The sequence below is a fragment of the Laspinema sp. D2d genome (assembly GCF_025370755.1).
In the GTDB taxonomy this organism is placed as follows: Bacteria; Cyanobacteriota; Cyanobacteriia; order Cyanobacteriales; family Laspinemataceae; genus Laspinema.
On the sequence record NZ_JAMXFC010000004.1, the window covers coordinates 159,826 to 179,205 of the forward strand.

Consider the following 19,380-nt stretch of genomic DNA (forward strand, 5'->3'; position numbering starts at 1 on the left):
TGAACGGGAGTGCTGCATAGGGATATCTTCTCATTACTGCTTTTATAGCGTCCAGGTCAATTGAGCGAGGACTTGAGCTAATTGGGCCGGTTCTACGGGTTTAGTAAGGTGTTTTTCAAAGCCTGCGAGGAGGGATTGGGCGCGGTCCTCGTCCGAGGCAAACGCAGTCAGGGCGATCGCCGGAATATGACTGTGGTTTTCAGCTTCATGCTGGCGGATTTGGTGAATTAAATGATATCCGTCTTCTCCGGGCATTCCAATATCGCTGACTAAGATATCAAATTTGAATTGGCCCAACAAGGCGATCGCCTCGGCAACGGAAGTGACTACCCGAACCCGGACCCCATAATCGGTGAGCATCGCTTCCATTAAATCCCCGGTATCGGGGTCGTCATCCACGACTAACACCTGCAACCCATCTAATGCCCACAGTTGACTCGACAATCCTTCCTCTGGAGAACAGGAAGTCTGGACGGCTTGCTCTTGCTCTTGTGGCGGTTTGGGCAGAATCGGTAACTGGACCCGCAACGTGGCCCCTTGGTCTTCACCCTCGCTCAAGGCTTGGACCTGGCCCCCGTGGAGTTCGACTAAGTGCCGGACGATGGTCAACCCTAACCCTAATCCACCATAGGCGCGAGTCGTAGAACTATCCGCTTGACGGAATCCCTCAAAAATATAGGGGAGAAAGTCGGGATGGATGCCAATTCCCGTATCCTGAACCTGGAGGGTAATATAAGAATCCATTTGGGCGATCGCTACAGAAATTTGACCTCCGGCTGGGGTAAATTTCACCGCATTGGATAACAAATTCCAAGCCACTTGTTGCAAGCGATCGCTATCCCCCGAAACCAAGGGAATCGCCGGATCAAAGTTAAAATCAATCTGAATTCCCTTAGATTCAGCCGTGGGAGTTACCGTATCCAGGGCGGCTTCAACAATAGGAATTAAATTCACCGGACGCAGTTGTAAGCGAATTTTACCGCGAATAATCCGGGAAACATCTAAGATATCATCAATTAGAGTCACCTGTAATTTAGCATTACGCTCAATGGTTTCTAATGCTTTCGTCTTTGTCGCTTCATTCAGCTTGCGGGTGCGCAGCAACTGGGTCCAGCCCAGAATTGAATTGAGGGGGGTGCGCAGTTCATGGGAAACAATGGATAAAAACTCATCCTTGATTTGATTGGCCTTGATTAATTCTTCTGACTGTTGCTGTTGGAAAATGAGCGCTGTTTCCAGTTCTCGCTTATGTAAAGTTAGTTCCGAGGCGAGGGCTTCTACATCGGAGCTTTGAGAGGCCAACTCCTGCTGTAACACATCCCGCACCCGTTTAATGGCGATCGCATTGCCCACCCGCGCCCGCAATTCTTCCACGGAAAAGGGTTTCATCAGATAATCTTGCACCCCTTCCCGCAATAACTGGACCCGCAAATCATCATCATCTTTCGCCGTCAACATGATAATGGAAACATTGGCAAAATCGGGATTACTGCGTAATAAAGACACCAGGCGATCGCCCCCAATTTCGGGCATCATCACATCACTCAAGATTAAATCCGGATGCAGGGCGAGTGCCTGTTCCCACCCTTGCTCCCCATTAAACGCCGTCGCAATTTGATAGTCCCGTCCCAGGATATCGCTGATAAAGCGATTCATTTCCCGGTTGTCTTCCACAATTAAAATCAGGGGTCGAGAGTCATTGGGAACGAGCATCGGGGGAGGTGTTTCCCCTCCCACCTTCAGTTCAGCGATCGCTGATTCGGCCAGATCCTCCCAGATAGAAGCCTCTGAAGCCGTTTTAGTGAGGTCTGGAGAAACCGCCAAAGGCAGTTGAACCGTAAACATTGCCCCGCCTAGGGGTGCATCAGCGACGGTTATGCTTCCTTGATGAAGTTCTACAAATTCTTTAACAATTGCCAACCCCAACCCCGTCCCGCCAAAACGACGGGTGCTCCCGCCTTCAATTTGGCTAAAGCGCTCAAAGATGCTTTCACGCCGTTCCAAGGGAATCCCTGGACCACTATCTTGGATGGCGATCGTCACCGGGTTATTCTCCCCGGGCCCATCGTTCAGAGACAGGGAACAGTCAATTTTGCCTCCCGGGGGTGTGAACTTAAAGGCATTAGAGAGTAAGTTTAAAACCACCCGTTCGATTTTTGGGCGGTCCAATCGGGTTGACAAGGATTCCGGGGCCTTGAGGGTTAATTCAATCTCCCGTTCCAGGGCTAAGGCGTCAAAGTTCGCCGCCACTTGGCGAATCAGACTCGCTAGATCCAGGGGAACGGCGGCGAGTTCCATTTTGCCCGCTTCTAGCTTAGAGATATCCAGGAGATCATTAACCTGTTTGAGGAGCATTCGGGAATTACGCTCAATTACCAGTAAGTCCCGGTGTTGTTCCCCCGAGAGTTGGGTATCGGCGAGCAACTTCTGAGTTGGACCTAAAATCAAAGCCAGGGGGGTTCGCAATTCATGGCTAACGTTGGCAAAAAATTGGCTTTTGAGTTCATCCAGTTGCTTCAGTTGACCATAAAGGGCTTGCAGTTCTTGATTTGCCCGTTCCAGATTCAAGCGGCGCTCTTCAGAAACCTGAGCCGAGTCCAATAATTTCAAGGCTTTGGGGATTAAGGGGGGTAAAGAAAGTGCGGTAGTGACTGAGGCGATCGCCGTGAGTAATTTAACATTTCCCGATAACCAGTAAGTCGGATTCCACAAGGTCCAGACTGATAGAAAATGGGTCATGCCACAAGCGATGATAAACGCACCAAAGGCTAAAAATATCCAATCAAAGGGGATATTTTTCCGCGCTTTATAAACGAAATAAGCAAGGCTGCTCGAAATGGCAACATAGGCGACGCCAATCAGGGTGTCGGATGTCACATGAAGCCAAACTAATGAGGGCTTCCAGAGATAACAATGACCGTGGGGGATAAACCCGTCTTTGGCTAATAAATTTCCCAGGATGTCGGGCCAGAGCAGCAGGGTGAAGAGGCAGAGCAACCCCAATAATCCGCTAATCAAGAGGATATTGGGGGGCGGGTTACTATCGGTTTGAGTAGAGTTTTTTAACCCTTGTCCCTCAGCATCTGAACTGAGAGTGGCTAGATTAAAATTAAATGGTTTCATAACGGTTTAATTCATTAAAATCATGAATTTTTCAGGGTCAGTCGGGGAATTGAGCTGGGTTGAATTGATGGAGTCGGATAAAAAATAAAGCTCAAGAGTCTTCAGAACCCAAAGGGGTTAGATAGGTTTGAATTCTGAGAAAATCGCGAGAGTCTGACGGTGAAAAAATCGCCCGACGAGAAATTCTACTGCACTAATTTCAATTTTAGCGCTGAAACGGTCAGAACTTCAGGGAGCAAGAGAGGCCGGGAGCAGAAAGGGGAAATTTGGGATTAGATTAAGCCCGTTTGTTGAGCAATTTCCGCGAGGGCCGTTGCTAATTTCAAGGGTTCAACAGGTTTAGCAACATGAAGATGAAATCCGGCTAACAGGGCTTGTTGACGATCCTCTTCCCGAGCAAAAGCAGTCAAGGCGATCGCGGGAATGGGCTTGCCGTATCCTGCCTCACGCTGGCGAATTTTGCGGATCAAAACATAGCCGTCTTCTTCTGGCATTCCAATATCAGAAATTAAGATATCATGACGCGATCGCTCGGTGACGGCTAAGGCTTCAGCAGCGGATACAACCACCGTCGTCTGTACCCCATATTCCGCTAAGACTTGAGCAATTAACTCTCCCGTATCGCGATCGTCATCGACAACCAGTACCTGTAAACCTGCGATGTTTAAGGCATACTTTGCCATTGTTTTCTCGTCCAACATTACAGTATCGGGTTCGGGGAGAGGACTCTGGGAGACCCGGATGGGGAGGGCTACGGTAAAGGTGGTGCCCGTTCCTTCTCCCTGACTGAAGGCTTGGACGGTCCCCCCATGCAGTTCTACGAGGTAGCGCACAATGGTTAAGCCTAGACCGAGACCCCCGTGGGTGCGGGTGGAGGAACTGTTGGCTTGGCGGAAGCCTTCAAAGACGTGAGGGAGGAAGTCGGGGCTGATGCCAATCCCCGTATCCTGGACCCGAAACTCGATGCGATCGCCTACCCGGTCGATTCCTACGGTCACCTGTCCCCCATGAGGGGTAAACTTGACCGCATTGGAGAGTAGATTCCAAACAATTTGATGGAGGCGGCTACTATCCCCTAAAATGATCTGTCCGCTTGCATTGAACTGGGTCAGCAGTTGAATCGACTTCGCTTCCGCTGCGGGAGTCAGGGTGGAAATCGCCTGTTCCACCAAAGTTTCCAGATACAAAGGAACTCGATTTAGGCGAATTTTCCCGCGAACAATTCGCGAGACATCGAGGATATCGTCAATCAGGGTCACCTGGTGCTTGGCATTGCGTTCGATAGTTTCTAGGGCTTTTTGTCGCGTCTCTTCTTTGAGGGTGCGAGCACGGAGTAATTGCGCCCAGCCGAGAATCGAGTTGAGGGGAGTCCGCAATTCATGAGAGACGATCGCCAAAAATTCATCCTTGAGTCGGTTGGCTTTTTCGGCGCGATCGCGGGCTTGTTGCTGGGCCTCATAAAGGTTGGCCCGGTCAATGGCAAGGGCTACGCGATCGGCCACCAGTTGCAGCAAATAGACATCTTCGGCCATAAATTCTCGCGGCGACTCCGTACTCACATGGAGCACCCCAAGCACTTGGTCGTCTAAGATCATCGGTGCGCCCATCATGGACTCAATTTTTTTATGTCGGAACAGAGGACTAATCACTTGGGTATGAGCATCGCGCTCAATCCGCATCGGTTGCCGAGTCTGGGCAATTTTTCCCGCAAACCCCAGCCCCAGGGGAATCGGGATAGAGGCGGAAATCGGTTGCTCTAAATCTAAGCCTTTAGTCGCCGTCACAATCAAGGCAGTTTGCTCAGGATTCATCAGTAAAATCACCACCGCATCCACTTCTAACACCACGGTGACGCGATCGAGCAACTCTTGGAGTAAATCATGGAGAGACAACGGGGCGATCGCCACATCCACAATCGCTTGTAACCGATGTACCATTGTCGTTGCCCGTTCAGACAAAATTCGCGCCGCTTTCTCCCGTTCCAACAACTCCATGCGCTCTTCTTGCGCTTCCTTACGTTCGTGAATGTCTGTATTCGTCCCAAACCACTTGACAATCTCTCCCTGATGATCGCGCATGGGTACCGCTAATCCCAGATGCCAGCGGTAAGCGCCATCAGAACCCCGACGCATTCTGGCTTCAATTTCATAAGGGTGTCCGTGTTCCACACAAGCCATCCACTTATCGCGACATTCGCACAAGTCGTCAGGATGCACGATGGGCTCCCATCCCCAGCCTAGCAGTTCGGCCTCACTCAAGCCGGTGTACTCACTCCAGCGGTGACTCAGGTAATCCAGGGTCCCATCGGGTAGGGCGGTCCAGACCATTTGGGGAATGGCCTCGCTCAGGAATCGATAATACTGCTCACTGGCTTCAGCTTGAGTTCGGGCTGATTGTTCCAGTTGTAACAGTTCAATCCGTTCTGCCTCCGCTTCTTTGAGGGGAGTAATATCGATCGCCGATCCAATGAACCCGACTAAATTGCCCTCGGGATTCCACCGGGGCACCCCAGTTTCTAGCATCCACCGATAGGCTCCATCCGATCGTTTTAGGCGGTATTCCTGAGTAAAAGGTTGGCCGACTTTTACCGCTTGTTGGTAACTCAAAACGCACTGGAGTTGATCCTCGTAATGGATCCGGTCCCGAGGGTTGAGCTCCGGGTCTGCTTCCAATAAGACGCCGATGAAGTTTAAGCCCCATTTATTTAAAAAAGTCCACTGTCCCTGACAATTGGCTACCCACAACAGCACCGGGGCGGTATCTGCCATATCCCGAAACCGTTTTTCACTGTCGCGCAGGGCTTCTTCCGTCTGTTTGCGTTGGGTAATATCGTAGCGGATGGCTAAATATTGAAAGGGTTTTCCCTGACTATCTAAAAAAGGAACAATGACTGTATCGACCCAATAATAAGTACCATCTTTGGCCCGATTCTTAATTTCCCCGCGCCATACTTCTCCCCGGGCAATAGTCGCCCATAGATTGATAAAAAATTCTTTAGGATGATAACCGGAATTAATTAAGCGATGGTCTTGTCCAATTAATTCAGACTGGGAATATTTAGAAATTTGAATAAATTTTTCGTTGACATATTGAATCGTTCCTTTCGCATCAGTCGTAGCAACGATCGCTGATTTATCTAAAGCGAATTGGAAATCCGATAATTCTTTTAAGGTTTGTTGAAGTTCCGCCTCTGCCCGTTTGCGATCGCTGATGTCCCGTACCGATGCCATCCAAACTGAGCGACCCAAATAGACCGTCGGTTGAATAACTGCTTCTAGGACTACCGTTGTCCCATCTTTTTTAATCCCGACTGCTTCTGATGCTCCCTCCTGTGTCCATTGCCAGTCGGCCAACATTAACCCAACGGTCTCTTCCGTTAAAATATAGCCTAAAGGCCGTCCAATCAGTTCATCGGCATCATATCCAAAGATTTTTTCCAAGGATTGATTCACCGCAATCAGGCGATCGCTCTCATAAAAGAAAATCCCTTCCACTGTCGATTCAGCGAGGGTTTTAAACCGTTGTTCATTAGCTCGGAGTGTTCCCTCTGCCTGCTTGCTTTCGGTGATATCTCGGCTAATTTTAGAGAATCCGTAAAGATTCCCCTCAGTATCATATAAAGGGGTAATCACTTCATGCACCCAAAAGCGGGTTCCGTCCTTTCGCAATCGTTCTGCTTCTTGTTCCAATCGTCCCTGTTCTACCGCCTGTTTCAAATCTCGTTCCGGTTGACTTTCGGCTACCGCTTCAGGGGGATAAAAGCAGGAAAAATGTTGGCCGATAATCTCCTCGGCTGCATACCCTTTGAGGCGTTTTGCTCCCGGATTCCAACTATTGACCCGTCCATCCGGTGCCAGCATATACAGTCCATAATCTTGAATGCCATCTACCAATAACTGAAAGTTTTGTTCACTTTGCAGAAACGAGTCAAGATGTAATTGAGCCGTTTTGGAACTTTGGGCATACCGTTCTTTCGTTTGTTGCAATGAGCCGATCGCGATCGCAATTGCCGATCCTTCAATTAAAAATAAAATTAACCGAAATATTTGGCCCCGACTGTTGTCTACAACCCCATAAAGGGGAGATGAAAAGAAGTAACCGCTGGCTAATCCGGCCCCTAGGGTCGCCATCAGTCCCCCTATCTTCCCCCCAAACCAAGCACTGACCATAATCGCCGCAAAATATACCAAAAATGGGCTTTCGGGTAAAATTAAGGGTGCGATGGTATTTTTAATCCCCGTGGCAAGGCTGACACTCAGGAGGGCAATTGCCACAGGATGCAGGAGTTGTCGCCATCGGGTTAAAGGCTGATTTCTGGGATCGCACAACTGAGGCAGTTTGCTAAATAGACGCAGGAGGAGCGAGGGGCTGATTTTCATCATGATTCAAAGGGGTCGGGAGCTTGGGGATGGCACTTTCAAAATGTGAACAGGAGAACGTTAAGAAACCGTTTCATCATAGAGAGAGGTGCTTTTTTTCCTTTTTTGTGCTAACCCCAGGTTCCAGTTTAACCTCAGCCTCTTTTTCGTTCTATTCCTCCCATTTTAGAATTTGGACATGATTTCTGGTGAAAAAATGGACAAAACTCAGTTAACCCGAATTTATCAAGTAAATATACCTAGCTTAACTGATTTTATTTTCTCCTCAAATCGCGCTAAGGACAACTCCAATTACTCCCAGGGTCAGTTTAATTACATTAGAATCGCATGGAGTAGGCATTAGTATATCGGAACATGAGGAATGGCGATGGATGAAATGTTAACGGCCCAATCCTTACCTCGCAGGCCCCATCTGGTCACCCCCTTACCGGGACCCCGCGCCCAAGAACTGGTCCAGCGCGATCGCTCAGTGACCTCTCCCTCTTATACCCGAGGATACCCCTTAGTCGTAGCCCGGGGAGAAGGTTGCTCGATCCAGGATGTGGATGGCAATGTCTTCCTCGACTTTACCGCAGGCATTGCCGTCACCGCCACGGGACACGCTCATCCCCAGGTAGTGCAAGCGATTCAAGCTCAGGCGGCCCAGTTGATCCATATGTCCGGGACCGATTTTTACTATGAACCAATGGTGCAACTGGCGGAACAGTTGGCAAAACTCGCCCCGTTTCCCCAAGGTGCGAAGGTCTTTTTCAGCAATTCCGGGGCGGAATCCAACGAAGGGGCGCTCAAATTAGCCCGCTATGCGACGGGAAGGACTCAGATTGTGGCCTTTCTGGGGGCATTCCACGGGCGCACCTTTGGGGCCATGTCCCTCACAGGTTCCAAAGCAGTCCAACGGCAAGGATTTGGACCCTTGTTACCGGGAATTACTCATATTCCCTACGGTACTCATGCCAGTTTAGATTATCTGGAGTTTCAACTGTTTAAAACCGTGTTACCCCCGGAGGAATTGGCGGCGATCGTTGTCGAACCGATTCAAGGGGAAGGAGGATATCTGGTGCCAGAAGATGGATTCCTCGCCCGAATTCGCGAGATTTGCAGTCGTCATCACAGTTTGATGGTGGTGGATGAAGTACAATCGGGCATGGGTCGCACGGGCAAGTTGTTCGCGGTGGAACATTGGAATGTGATGCCCGATATCATTACTCTGGCGAAAGGGATTGCCAGTGGATTACCCCTCGGGGCCATTCTCGCGCGTCCAGAATTGATGACATGGCCGCCCGGTTCTCACGCTACCACCTTTGGCGGCAATCCGGTTGCTTGTGCCGCCGCCAATGCAACGTTACAGATTCTCACTCAAGGAGCGATCGCCAATGCTGCCCAAATGGGGGAGTTGTTACAGGAAGGGTTAAGGAAATTAGCCCATCGCTATCCCCAACTCTCACAACCGAGAGGAAAAGGGTTAATGGTGGCGGTGGATTTACTGGATGAATCCGGTGGTTTTGACCCATCCTTACGCGATCGCGCGATCGATGAGGCATTCTACCACGGACTATTACTGATTGGCTGTGGTAAATCCGCTATCCGCTTTTGTCCCCCATTGGTGGTTGACGCTGAACAAATTCAGGTGGCGTTAGAGATTCTGGACGCCTGTTTTGCCAAACTATTGACCACAGGGTAACGCTTTAGGGTTTCTGCATTCGGTCAATGGGACAAGAAATGGGGTTTTTTGTCCTACATTCTCGACTCCTGTACCAATTCCCTTGGCCGATCGCCTCTTGATGTTTCTCTCACAATTCCCGGAGATATTCCGATGAAACAAGCATTAGTCGCCCAAGCGCTATGGCATCAACTCTGGCTAGACTACAGTCACCGGGTTCCCTATGCCCGAATTTACGAGGGGGTCATTGCTGAAGCGGGGGGAACCGTTGCCAATGATCATATCGCCTTTCGTTCCCTGGCCCTCTCCATTGAAACGGCGATCGGAAGGGTGAATCTAGGTATCCCTCATCTGGAACAGGTTCTGGATGGGTTGGGGTATGTGCCAATGGGCGAGTTATCTTTCCCCTCCCAAAACCTTTATGCGCGGCACTATTGCCATCCCCAACAGGACGAGTTTGATTTGCCGAAACTGTTTATCAGTGAGTTAAGGGTGGATCATCTGCCCCCCGAGGTGCGATCGCATTTGGAAAAAACGGTACAGTCAGGTTTAGATTTAGAGGGGTTATTAGAGTGTCAGTCTGCTATTCAAGACTTAAAGGCGATGGACACTTCCTCCCCAGACCCTCACATCCTAGCCCAGCGACTCAAATGCCTGTTTGTTCGTCCCTGGATGCCTCCGGTGCGATCGCACCTGGAAACAGTGAATGCGGTCAGTCAGTATGGGGCCTGGGTCTTGCTACATGGCTATGCCGTCAACCATTTTACCGGCTATATCAACCGCCAAAATACTCCCGCCTACCCGGATATCGAAACCACCGCCCAAGCACTTCGGAAGAGAGGTGTCCCGATGAAAGCTGAAATTGAAGGGACTGCCGAAGTTGGATTACGTCAAACCGCAACCCAGGCGGTACAGGAATCCGTCATCGTCCGCAGTCAGCCCGAGGGTCCTTTTCAGGAAATTCCCTGGACCTACGCCTATTATGAAATCGCCCAACGATTTGCGATCGAACCCACCCCAGGACATCCTGAACTCTTTCAAGGGTTCCTAGGCCCCAACGCGGCCCAACTCTTTGAAATGACCCGTTCCCCAGGAAGCATCGCCCCTCCCGGGTAATTTTGTAAAATTTGTCGGTAAATTTAGTTAATGGTAGCTTTCACTACAGTTTTGCCCTCCAGCTTTTGCTAAAAGTTATTAAATAGAAAGCATTGCAGAACTAAAAACTGTTGCTAACGGTAAAGCAGAGAACTTAATCCTTAATAGAATTCTGATTTGAATTGACGAATTTAAACTGGATTCAAAAGAATTGAGTCAACCTCGGAGTGGTTCTGTTTCTAAGTTTTACGTTCAACGCTTAGAAACAGTTGTTGGTTACACGGCGGGATAAAAGCCCGAAAGATAATAGCAGGTTTCCTGTTACTATCTTTCGGGCTATTTGTTTCTCTATTCTACGGGTTTAAAGTAACTATTTTCTACGGAATTCGGTTGTTAAAACTCGAATTCCGTATTATAACTATTGCAAAATTCAGGAGAGATCCCCCCAACCCCCCTTACTAAGGGGGGCTTAAGAGATTTATGCCACAGGTTTAGTGTGAAACCCCACGCTAAATAATCTGCATAAATCCTACCCTGAGTTTAAAATAGAAAATACCGCTGGGCTAAGGGCAAGACTTGCGCGGGTTCACAGGTGAGTAATTGACCATCGGCCCAAACTTGATAGGTTTCTGGATCAACTTCGATATAAGGCAGGGTTTCATTTAATTTCATATCCCGTTTACCCACTTTTCGCGTGTCGGAAACGGCGATCGCCTGTTTTCGCAATCCTAACCGAGTTGGTACTTCTAATTCCAATGCCGCTTGGGAGACAAAGGTAAAAGATGTGGCAGTCCGAGACCCTCCAAAACTGGCAAACATCGGCTGAGAATGGACGGGTTGGGGCGTGGGAATACTGGCATTCGCATCACCCATTTGGGCGTAGGCGATCGCCCCGCCTTTGATGACTAATTCCGGTTTCACCCCAAAAAATGCCGGACGCCACAAACATAAATCTGCCAGTTTGCCTTCTTCAATCGACCCCACATAGTTAGAAATACCGTGGGTAATTGCGGGATTAATGGTATATTTGGCAATATAACGTCGCGCCCGGAAATTATCATGTTCTGTGGTACTGGGAATTGCATCTTTGCGGTCATCTGGGGACAAAAACCCCCGTTGTACCTTCATTTTATGCGCCGTTTGCCAAGTGCGAATGATGGTTTCTCCCACCCGTCCCATTGCCTGAGAATCGGAGGAAATCATACTAAACGCCCCGAGGTCATGTAAAATATCCTCGGCAGCAATGGTTTCGCGACGGATGCGGGATTCAGCAAAGGCGACATCTTCGGGGATACTGCGATCGAGGTGATGGCACACCATCAGCATATCCAGATGTTCTTCTAAGGTATTAACTGTATAAGGCCGCGTCGGATTAGTGGAAGAGGGGAGGACATTTTTTTGTCCGCAAACCTTGATAATATCCGGGGCGTGTCCTCCGCCAGCCCCTTCTGTATGGTAAGTATGAATAGTGCGGTCTTTAAAGGCGGCGATGGTTTCTTCCACAAATCCCGCTTCATTCAGGGTATCGGTATGGATGGCAACTTGTACATCATACTCATCGGCAACGGTGAGACAAGTATCGATCGCCGCTGGAGTCGTTCCCCAGTCTTCGTGTAACTTTAATCCCATTGCACCAGCGAGGACCTGTTCCACTAAAGCGCGGGGTCTGCTGCTGTTGCCTTTTCCCATAAACCCGAGATTCACCGGGAAGGCATCGGCAGCTTGTAACATCCGGTGAATGTTCCAAGGTCCTGGAGTACAGGTGGTAGCATTTGTGCCTGTAGCGGGTCCAGTCCCCCCGCCTAACATAGTGGTAATTCCCGAGGCGATCGCCACCTCAATCTGTTGGGGACAAATAAAGTGTATATGGGCATCGATTCCCCCGGCGGTGAGAATCATCCCCTCCCCGGCGATCGCCTCGGTTCCTGGACCAATAATAATATCAACCTGGTCTTGAATATAAGGATTTCCTGCTTTACCAATTTTAAATATTTTGCCATCCCTGATGCCCACATCGGCTTTCACCACTCCCCACCAATCCAGAATCAGCGCATTGGTAATCACCAGATCCACCGCCCCGCTATCATTGGCAATGGGGGACTGTCCCATCCCATCGCGGATGACTTTCCCCCCGCCAAATTTCACTTCATCGCCGTAGGTGGTTAAGTCTTGTTCAACTTCAATAAATAATTCTGTATCAGCTAACCGAATGCGATCGCCCACCGTTGGGCCATAGGTTTCCGCATAAGCGCGGCGATCCATTTTATAACTCATTGATGTTCCCTCACTCCATTCTCGCCCCTCATTTTAGGGTTCCAATTAGTTTATCCCATTTTAGGGAGAATTAAACCTTTGGGAAACCGTGGCAATTAAACAAAATAAAGAATCTACATGAATGCATCGAAATAGATGACGTCATACCAAATCTGATTACAAAAAGTCGGTTTTCTTTCTTAGCCCGCGCCCGCTGGCTTCGTCTGTATAGCCCCAGGCTTGACGCTGCGGGGTTTTATAGCCCGACTACAACCGGATTCCGTATCAATAAGGCGATCGCAACGCAAGTTTCAAAGTAAACACCCCACACCCTTGCGAGTGGGGGTGTTTCTCAACCTCCAAAAATCGGATTTGGTTTCAATCCTAATCGGGTTAATTCCAATTCCCAATCATGGTAAACGCCGACCAAAAATAAGGATGAGATAGGTTCATCGTTTTTTCTATCCCCAATTCCGGGGGTAAAGGGACAGTTGTACCATTCGAGAGAACTAACATTCCATTTTCTATGCGCACCTCTCCCCTTAACAGTGCCAGTTGAGTTTGCCGTAAAGCTTCGGCTTTAAGGGGCTTTTCTCCCAGTTGGGAATAAAATTCACTCATTAATCCTAAAGTTCCCGCATCGCTGACATACCAGAAACTCGCTAACGATGCTTTCGCCCCAGAAAGTACCGCTAACCCGGCAAATCCCAACTCAGCTTGGGTATCTCCTACTGCCGTCCGACAAGCACTTAAGGTTAATAGTTCAATGGGAGGATTCTGCGAGGTATTCCACCCCAGTTCCGTGGCTAAGTCTCGAATTTGGTTCAGCCCGACCCGACTATCGTAAAACGTGATAAAAGAGTTATCCAAATTTCCCCCTTGAAATTCGGCGTGGGTTGCCAAATGGATAATTCCATATTGTTTTTCCAGGTTAATTTTTCGGAAATTAGCGGCAGTAAACTCTTCATTCAGGAAGACATTTCCCTTCCACGGATCGCTGACAATATTTTGTAACTCAGTCGGCACTCCAGGCAAAGGATTAAGATCTTCAAAAATAGCCGAACCCATCCCTAAAACTTCTCGGTTGCGGATATCGGAATAGGTGACATCGGTTAAGCCAAAACTGGGGACTAAAGCAACGGCATATTTTTCCACTAAAAACTGTTCCCCATCATGTAATGCCCCCAGGGGAAGGGTTCTCAACCCAGAATCCATCGAAAAAACTAAGGTTTCAATCCCATTGGCTTCTAGTTGTGCTTCCATTGGAGCAATCAGGGACTGATAGAGTTGTTGGGAACTGGGCAAGTAACTCCGAGTGTTGATCTTTCGGGAATTAGTCAGTTCCGATCGCAAGTTCTGCACCTGTTCAAAAAGCTGTGTCTGAGAGACATTGGGCACGGTTTCGCGAACGGCTATATCTGTTGTCCTCTCAATCAATCCTTGGGCTAAATCCGTGGAAGCCACTAAGTCAGAACTGCCCCCCGACACTCGAAAATTGTGCGGGAAAATCATCACCAGTTCTAATTGTTCCGCTAACGCAGAGACATAAATAAATGCACTCTTGTTACCCGTCGCTTGCCACAAATCATACAAAGTTTGGGCAATATCATCGGGAGTCGCGGTTTCCCCAAATAACTGCACTTCTAAATAATTGCCAAACTCCATTGCCTGATATTCTTCCAACATTTGAACCGCCACCCCAACATCAGCAACAGCTAACTGACTTTCATAACCCGGGCGATCGACTTCTTGATCAGAAAGTGGACTCATGGGCTGTGCCTCTCCCGTTGTGCTGGGGGCATCTTCAAGAATCTGACCCTGTATAGGATTGGTACTTTCGGTTGTAGGGTCCGGTTCGGGATTATTCTCACTCACCGGAGGCGGAATTTCCTCCCCACTGGGTATCTCTGGATTCTCGGGGATGACAATCGGGGCACTAGGTTCAGGCGAATCAGTATTAATTGGTTCAAGGGTTTGAATGGGAATCGGTGTCAGCACTTCCCCTGGGCTGTCAACAGGGATGACAGGGGTATCCCCAGGTGGGATGTCTGCGGGAGTTTCCGTAGGAGTTTCCGTAGGAGTCTCTGTGGGAGTGTTTGTAGGAGTCTCTGTGGGAGTGTCTGTAGGAGTCTCTGTGGGAGTTTCCGTAGGAGTCTCTGTGGGAGTGTCTGTAGGAGTAGGTAAAGGAGTGATAACTCCTGTGGGTATGATCGGTGGTGGTTCATCGGGTACCGGATCTACGGGTACTGGATCTACGGGTACTGGATCTACGGGTACTGGATCTACGGGTACTGGATCTACGGGTACTGGATCTATGGGTACGGTGGGTCCCGTGACATCCGACTGATTTTGCGTCTGGGTGATGGCAGGAGCAGGAGCGATCGCCACCAATACCACAGGCAGAACCCATTTCATGCCTAACTTCAATAGTTTCATTGTGAGATTCCTTTTATAAAAAAGCCTGTCTTAGAACCGATCAAAGGTAAACCCATAACCAATCCCCAAAATAAACCTTGTACCATCTCCAGCATTTCCAGTTATGTCTGTAATCGCCGGAGAAATCACCAAGGGAATATTTCGGAACGGCACAACAGAGACTCCCAAAGTGAGGTCTTGACCCGTCCATTCGGCGATCGCACTCACAGGAGGAGCAACCCGTACTGCTACCGATCCAAACAGTCCAAGAGTCCCCTCTTCCGCCTCGATATCCGACTCCGATCGGTACTGTCCCCCTCCAACCCCCAGGGTCAAATACAATTGACTCCAAAGCTTCTCTGGCTCATCTAAAACAAACCGTTTCGTTACCACGCCATACCCAGAGGTTCCTCCATCGGTTTCTCCCCAAGTGAGCGCTCCTTGTACCCCAGCGGCAATGCCAAAATCGTTCGGCAATTGCCGATGTAATTTTAAGCTCATACTGCCATCCTCAAAGGTATCGCCCCATAAATCGGTTACCGTCACACCAACGGTTAAACCAATATTTTCCCGAGGATTTCCAAAGCCAATACCGAATCCGGCAACCCCATCGCTGCTATCTGTAAACCGAGTTCGTTCCTGTAAACCCACCCCAAATCCTGCACTTCCCCAACCGGCACCATAACCGGAAGGAATCATCACTGTAATCCCTGGAGAAGCGAGATAGGGTTTGCTTTGAGTGGTAACATCCGTGCGCGGGCGAAACGGGATTCTTTCAGGAATGAACGGTTGTTCCCCGGGAATCCCTCGATGTAAGGGAACCCCTTGGCGGGGGGCTGTTCCTTCCGGTGGGGTGGCGGGTTCCCCTTGGGCAATCTCACTTTGGGGGTGAACGGCATCCGGTTCAGGAAAAAGCACTTCGGTGCGATCGCCCTGAATGGGTTGGAACAATAAAGGCTCCAGATTGGCAGCATCCGCAGAGAATTCCAGCTTATCCCCGAACCCCTCTGCTTGCCAGGGTTCTACCTCACCCGCTTGGGCGACATCAACGGGAAACAAAATCCCAAGGAGAAGTAACTCAACGATCATACATTTCATTAGTGGCGAGGCTAAACAATAAATACCCCTTTGAGGATTGTACCCATTCTGATCCACAAAATCACATTTTCCTTTACCGAACTTAAGACAGAGATGTTTCCCCTTCATCCCAGGGGGAAGAATCTAGTCAAAAATACTTACCTTTGTTCTCTCACCTGGGTGCAAAGTGTGACAGCGATTGTAGCAATTCTGACTCAAGCGATCGCTGTCACGCATCGGGTGTATTTTATCCGGGATAGCGAGTTGCTGATCCAGATCACCCCATCCCTAAAATCCTTGTTTATAGTAAAGCTATCCTATAAACTATTCTCTGCCTGGAGGATATTTAAAACATGACTAAAGCCGATAAACTCTTCGAGAATCCTACCCTAGACTCAGATTTAGCGAGTGGTGTCATTCGTCTCAAACCCCAGGAATTTATTCATGTTTTAGATAATAATACGGGAATTACTCGCCTAGAAGTTGGACCCCAAACTATCACCTTGCGAGATGGGGAACGACTCATTTTAAAACCGCAGCCTTCCATTGTTGTCCCCCCGCGCCATTATTGTATCGTTGCCAATCCCGTCATGCGGGATGAAAATGGCGCACCTCTCACCGACCCTCGGGGACAAATCAAACTACGCTATGGCGATCGGGAAATTCGTTTATCTCAGGAACCCTTTCCCTTGTATCCGGGGGAAGAACTTGCTGAAAGCGTCACTCAATTGCAAGTCGTCGAAACCAATCAAGCCTTGCGATTGCGTGCTTTAAGGGATTTTAGCGATACTGTGACTATCCCCGGCGAGACCCCGCCAACCCAAATCATTGAGCGGGTTGCGGGGGATGAATGGCTATTTGAAGGACCCGGAACCTACATCCCTCGGGTGGAAGTGGCGATCGTTAAAACGGTGCAAGCCACTATTATTAAAACCAATCAAGCCCTCCGATTATTCGCCCGTCAAAACTGCATCGATCGCCAAGGAATTAACCGCCGCGCTGGAGAAGAATGGTTAGTCCGAGAAGAAGGTGCTTATTTACCCGGGATAGATGAAGAAATCCTCGGTTTAATTGATGCTTATGTATTAACTGAACGTAAAGCTTTACATCTCAAAGCAAAACGGAGTTTTACTGATATTTTTGGACGACAACGAAAAGCTGGAGATGAATGGTTAGTCACCTTAGATGATGCAGAAATTCATATTCCCGACGTCTATGAACAAGTCGTCGGAGAAGTCCAAATCACCACCCTGAATGACCGAGAATGGTGTATCGTCGTAGACCCCATCGATCGCCAAGGTAAACCCCAATTGGGCATGAAGGAAGTCCGTCAAGGGCGACTTACCTTCTTTTTACATCCCGGAGAATCCCTCCACAACGGCATCCAAAACCTCTATGTGTTGGGGGAACAAGAAGCCTTGTTACTCTGGGCTTATGAAGCCTTTACCGAAGGGACCCCAGAAAACCCGATTCATCATCAACCCGGGGATTTGTGGATGATTCATGGGCCCCGCGATTATATTCCGCCGGTACAAGTCCATGTCATCGAAAGGCGCAAAGCGATTCCCTTAGATAAAAATGAAGGAATCTATGTGCGGGATATTCAAACCGGGGAACTGAAGTTGGTGAGTGGACCCCAAGCTTATCTGTTAGCCCCCCATGAAGAATCTTGGGAAAAAGAGTTACCCCCGGTGGTGGAAGAGTTACTGCAACGCAAAAGTGACCCATTAGGCGATCGCGGGGAATATAGCGGAAGTCGGGAGGAAACCCCAGGAAAAACCCCGAATCAGCGTAAACAACGAGATAAAACTCGGGCAGTTGTCTTTCATATTCCTCAAAATGCCGTGGTGCAAATTCACGACTATAAAGAACGAACTGCACGGAATGTATTCGGTCCCGATTTAGTGATGTTAGGTCCTGATGAAGCCTTTACGGTGTTAAGTTTATCCGGAGATAAACCCAAACGACCCAATGCAATTAAATCTTTGGCTTTATTATTAGGGCCGGATTTCATGACCGATATTTTCACCGTAGAAACCTCGGATCATGCGCGACTGCAATTACAATTATCCTATAATTGGTATTTTGAAGTCGATAAAAATAACGAAGAACAAACTCAAAAATTATTTCAAGTTCCTGATTTTGTGGGGGCTGCTTGTAAGGCGATCGCCTCCCGAGTGCGTGGTGCCGTTGCCGGAGTCCAATTTGATGAATTCCACCGCAACTCCGCCCGCATCATTCGCCAAGCCGTCTTTGGCATGGATGATGAGGGACATATTCGGGAAGACTTCCGATTTCGGTCTAATAATCTTGTCATCACTAACATTGATATTCAATCCGTCGAACCTGTGGATGAAGAGACCTTAAAAAGTCTGCAAAAATCCGTACAAATTGCAATTCAAATCACCACCGACGCCCAAGAAGCCGCCGCCCGTCATGATGCTGAACGCATTGCCCAACAAGCCAAAGCGAGACTAGAACGGCAGGCGATCGTAGACAAAAGCGCTGCCGAAGCAGAACGCCGAAACCTGCTAGAATTAGAAGCAGAAAATGCCGCCATTTCCTCCACGGGACAAGCCACCGCCGAAGCCCGTGCCAAAGCCGAAGCCGCGCAGATTCAAGGGCAGTTACAAGTGAATTTAGCGACCCAAGAAGCCGAAGCGACTCGCATCCGCGCCGAAGTCGAACTCGCCCAACTGCGATCGCGCCAAGAAGCCGAATTCGCCCATCAACAGGCTCTCACAAACCTAGAAATAGAAAAAGCTCAACGGATGGCGGAAATTACCAGTACCGAATTCGCCGAAAAAGTCGCCGCCCTAGGACCGGAAACCATCCGGGCGATCGCCCAAGCCGGACCGGAAATGCAAGCCCGACTCTTAGCGGGATTAGGCTTACAAAGTGTATTAATTACTGACGGCAAAAGCCCGATTAATTTGTTCAATACCGCCAATGGCTTAATCGGAGGCGTACCCTCTAATCTAGGAGGAAATGGGAGAGAATAGACCTAATCCCCCCAACCCCCTTCCCACCTCTTTGAATGCCCTCTCCTCTCAGGAGAGGGAGATATAAGGAATAAATATCTTTCCTGGTAAGGGGGAGCAAAATATGAGCAAAATTCCTCTTCCGCCCTGTCACGAACATCAGAGGCTCTTCCGCCTGTAATATCAACTCCGGTGGATTAACCTAAAAAATCTTTTCTTCCTCTTCTCCCCCTTCCCTACAAGGGAAAGGGGTTGGGGGGTTAGGTCAGTGTCTGTGATCGAGCAAACATGATATAAGACGTCACCAACAATGGGGAAATAGGAGGCAGAGACCTCCAAAGAGAGAGCCTAAGTCGGCACAGCCCAGTTACAAAAAACAAGGGATTAGTGAAAATCG

Annotated in this window: 8 protein-coding genes; 3 read left to right on the forward strand and 5 right to left on the reverse strand. The window is 49.0% G+C overall.

Annotated features, from left to right (window positions below):
• Nucleotides 1–42: 42 nt before the first annotated feature.
• Nucleotides 43–3,123 (reverse strand): ATP-binding protein, encoded by a 3,081-nt coding sequence (locus NG796_RS04300; protein WP_261204680.1) that lies wholly within the window; start codon nt 3,121–3,123, stop codon nt 43–45.
• Nucleotides 3,124–3,395: 272 nt separating this feature from the next.
• Nucleotides 3,396–7,505: a PAS domain S-box protein gene (locus tag NG796_RS04305; RefSeq protein ID WP_261204681.1), complete on the reverse strand. Its 4,110-nt coding sequence runs from the start codon at nt 7,503–7,505 to the stop codon at nt 3,396–3,398.
• A gap of 364 nt (nt 7,506–7,869) precedes the next feature.
• Here NG796_RS04305 and NG796_RS04310 point away from each other — a divergent pair, with 364 nt between their 5' ends.
• Both NG796_RS04310 and NG796_RS04315 read left to right on the forward strand, forming a co-directional pair.
• Nucleotides 7,870–9,183: an acetyl ornithine aminotransferase family protein gene (locus tag NG796_RS04310; protein ID WP_261204682.1), complete on the forward strand. Its 1,314-nt coding sequence runs from the start codon at nt 7,870–7,872 to the stop codon at nt 9,181–9,183.
• A gap of 48 nt (nt 9,184–9,231) precedes the next feature.
• A complete protein-coding gene (locus tag NG796_RS04315; RefSeq protein ID WP_261204683.1) occupies nt 9,232–10,278 on the forward strand; it encodes a DUF1338 domain-containing protein in 1,047 nt (348 codons plus the stop codon).
• A 519-nt stretch (nt 10,279–10,797) separates the two neighbouring features.
• On the opposite strand, the gene ureC is transcribed toward NG796_RS04315, so the two are convergent.
• The 3 genes from ureC to NG796_RS04330 form a co-directional block, all read right to left on the reverse strand.
• Nucleotides 10,798–12,531: an urease subunit alpha gene (gene ureC, locus NG796_RS04320; RefSeq protein WP_261204684.1), complete on the reverse strand. Its 1,734-nt coding sequence runs from the start codon at nt 12,529–12,531 to the stop codon at nt 10,798–10,800.
• A gap of 372 nt (nt 12,532–12,903) precedes the next feature.
• The gene (locus tag NG796_RS04325; RefSeq protein WP_261204685.1) at nt 12,904–14,946 is read right to left on the reverse strand and encodes a CHAT domain-containing protein; all 2,043 of its coding nucleotides are present in this window, start codon (nt 14,944–14,946) and stop codon (nt 12,904–12,906) included.
• A gap of 30 nt (nt 14,947–14,976) precedes the next feature.
• On the reverse strand, nt 14,977–16,014 hold the full coding sequence (locus NG796_RS04330; RefSeq protein ID WP_261204686.1) for a hypothetical protein: 1,038 nt from the start codon (nt 16,012–16,014) through the stop codon (nt 14,977–14,979).
• A gap of 341 nt (nt 16,015–16,355) precedes the next feature.
• Between NG796_RS04330 and NG796_RS04335 the strand changes: the two genes are divergently transcribed.
• Complete coding sequence (locus NG796_RS04335; protein WP_261204687.1) at nt 16,356–19,004, forward strand: colicin uptake protein; 2,649 nt, start codon at nt 16,356–16,358, stop codon at nt 19,002–19,004.
• The last annotated feature ends 376 nt before the right edge of the window (nt 19,005–19,380 follow it).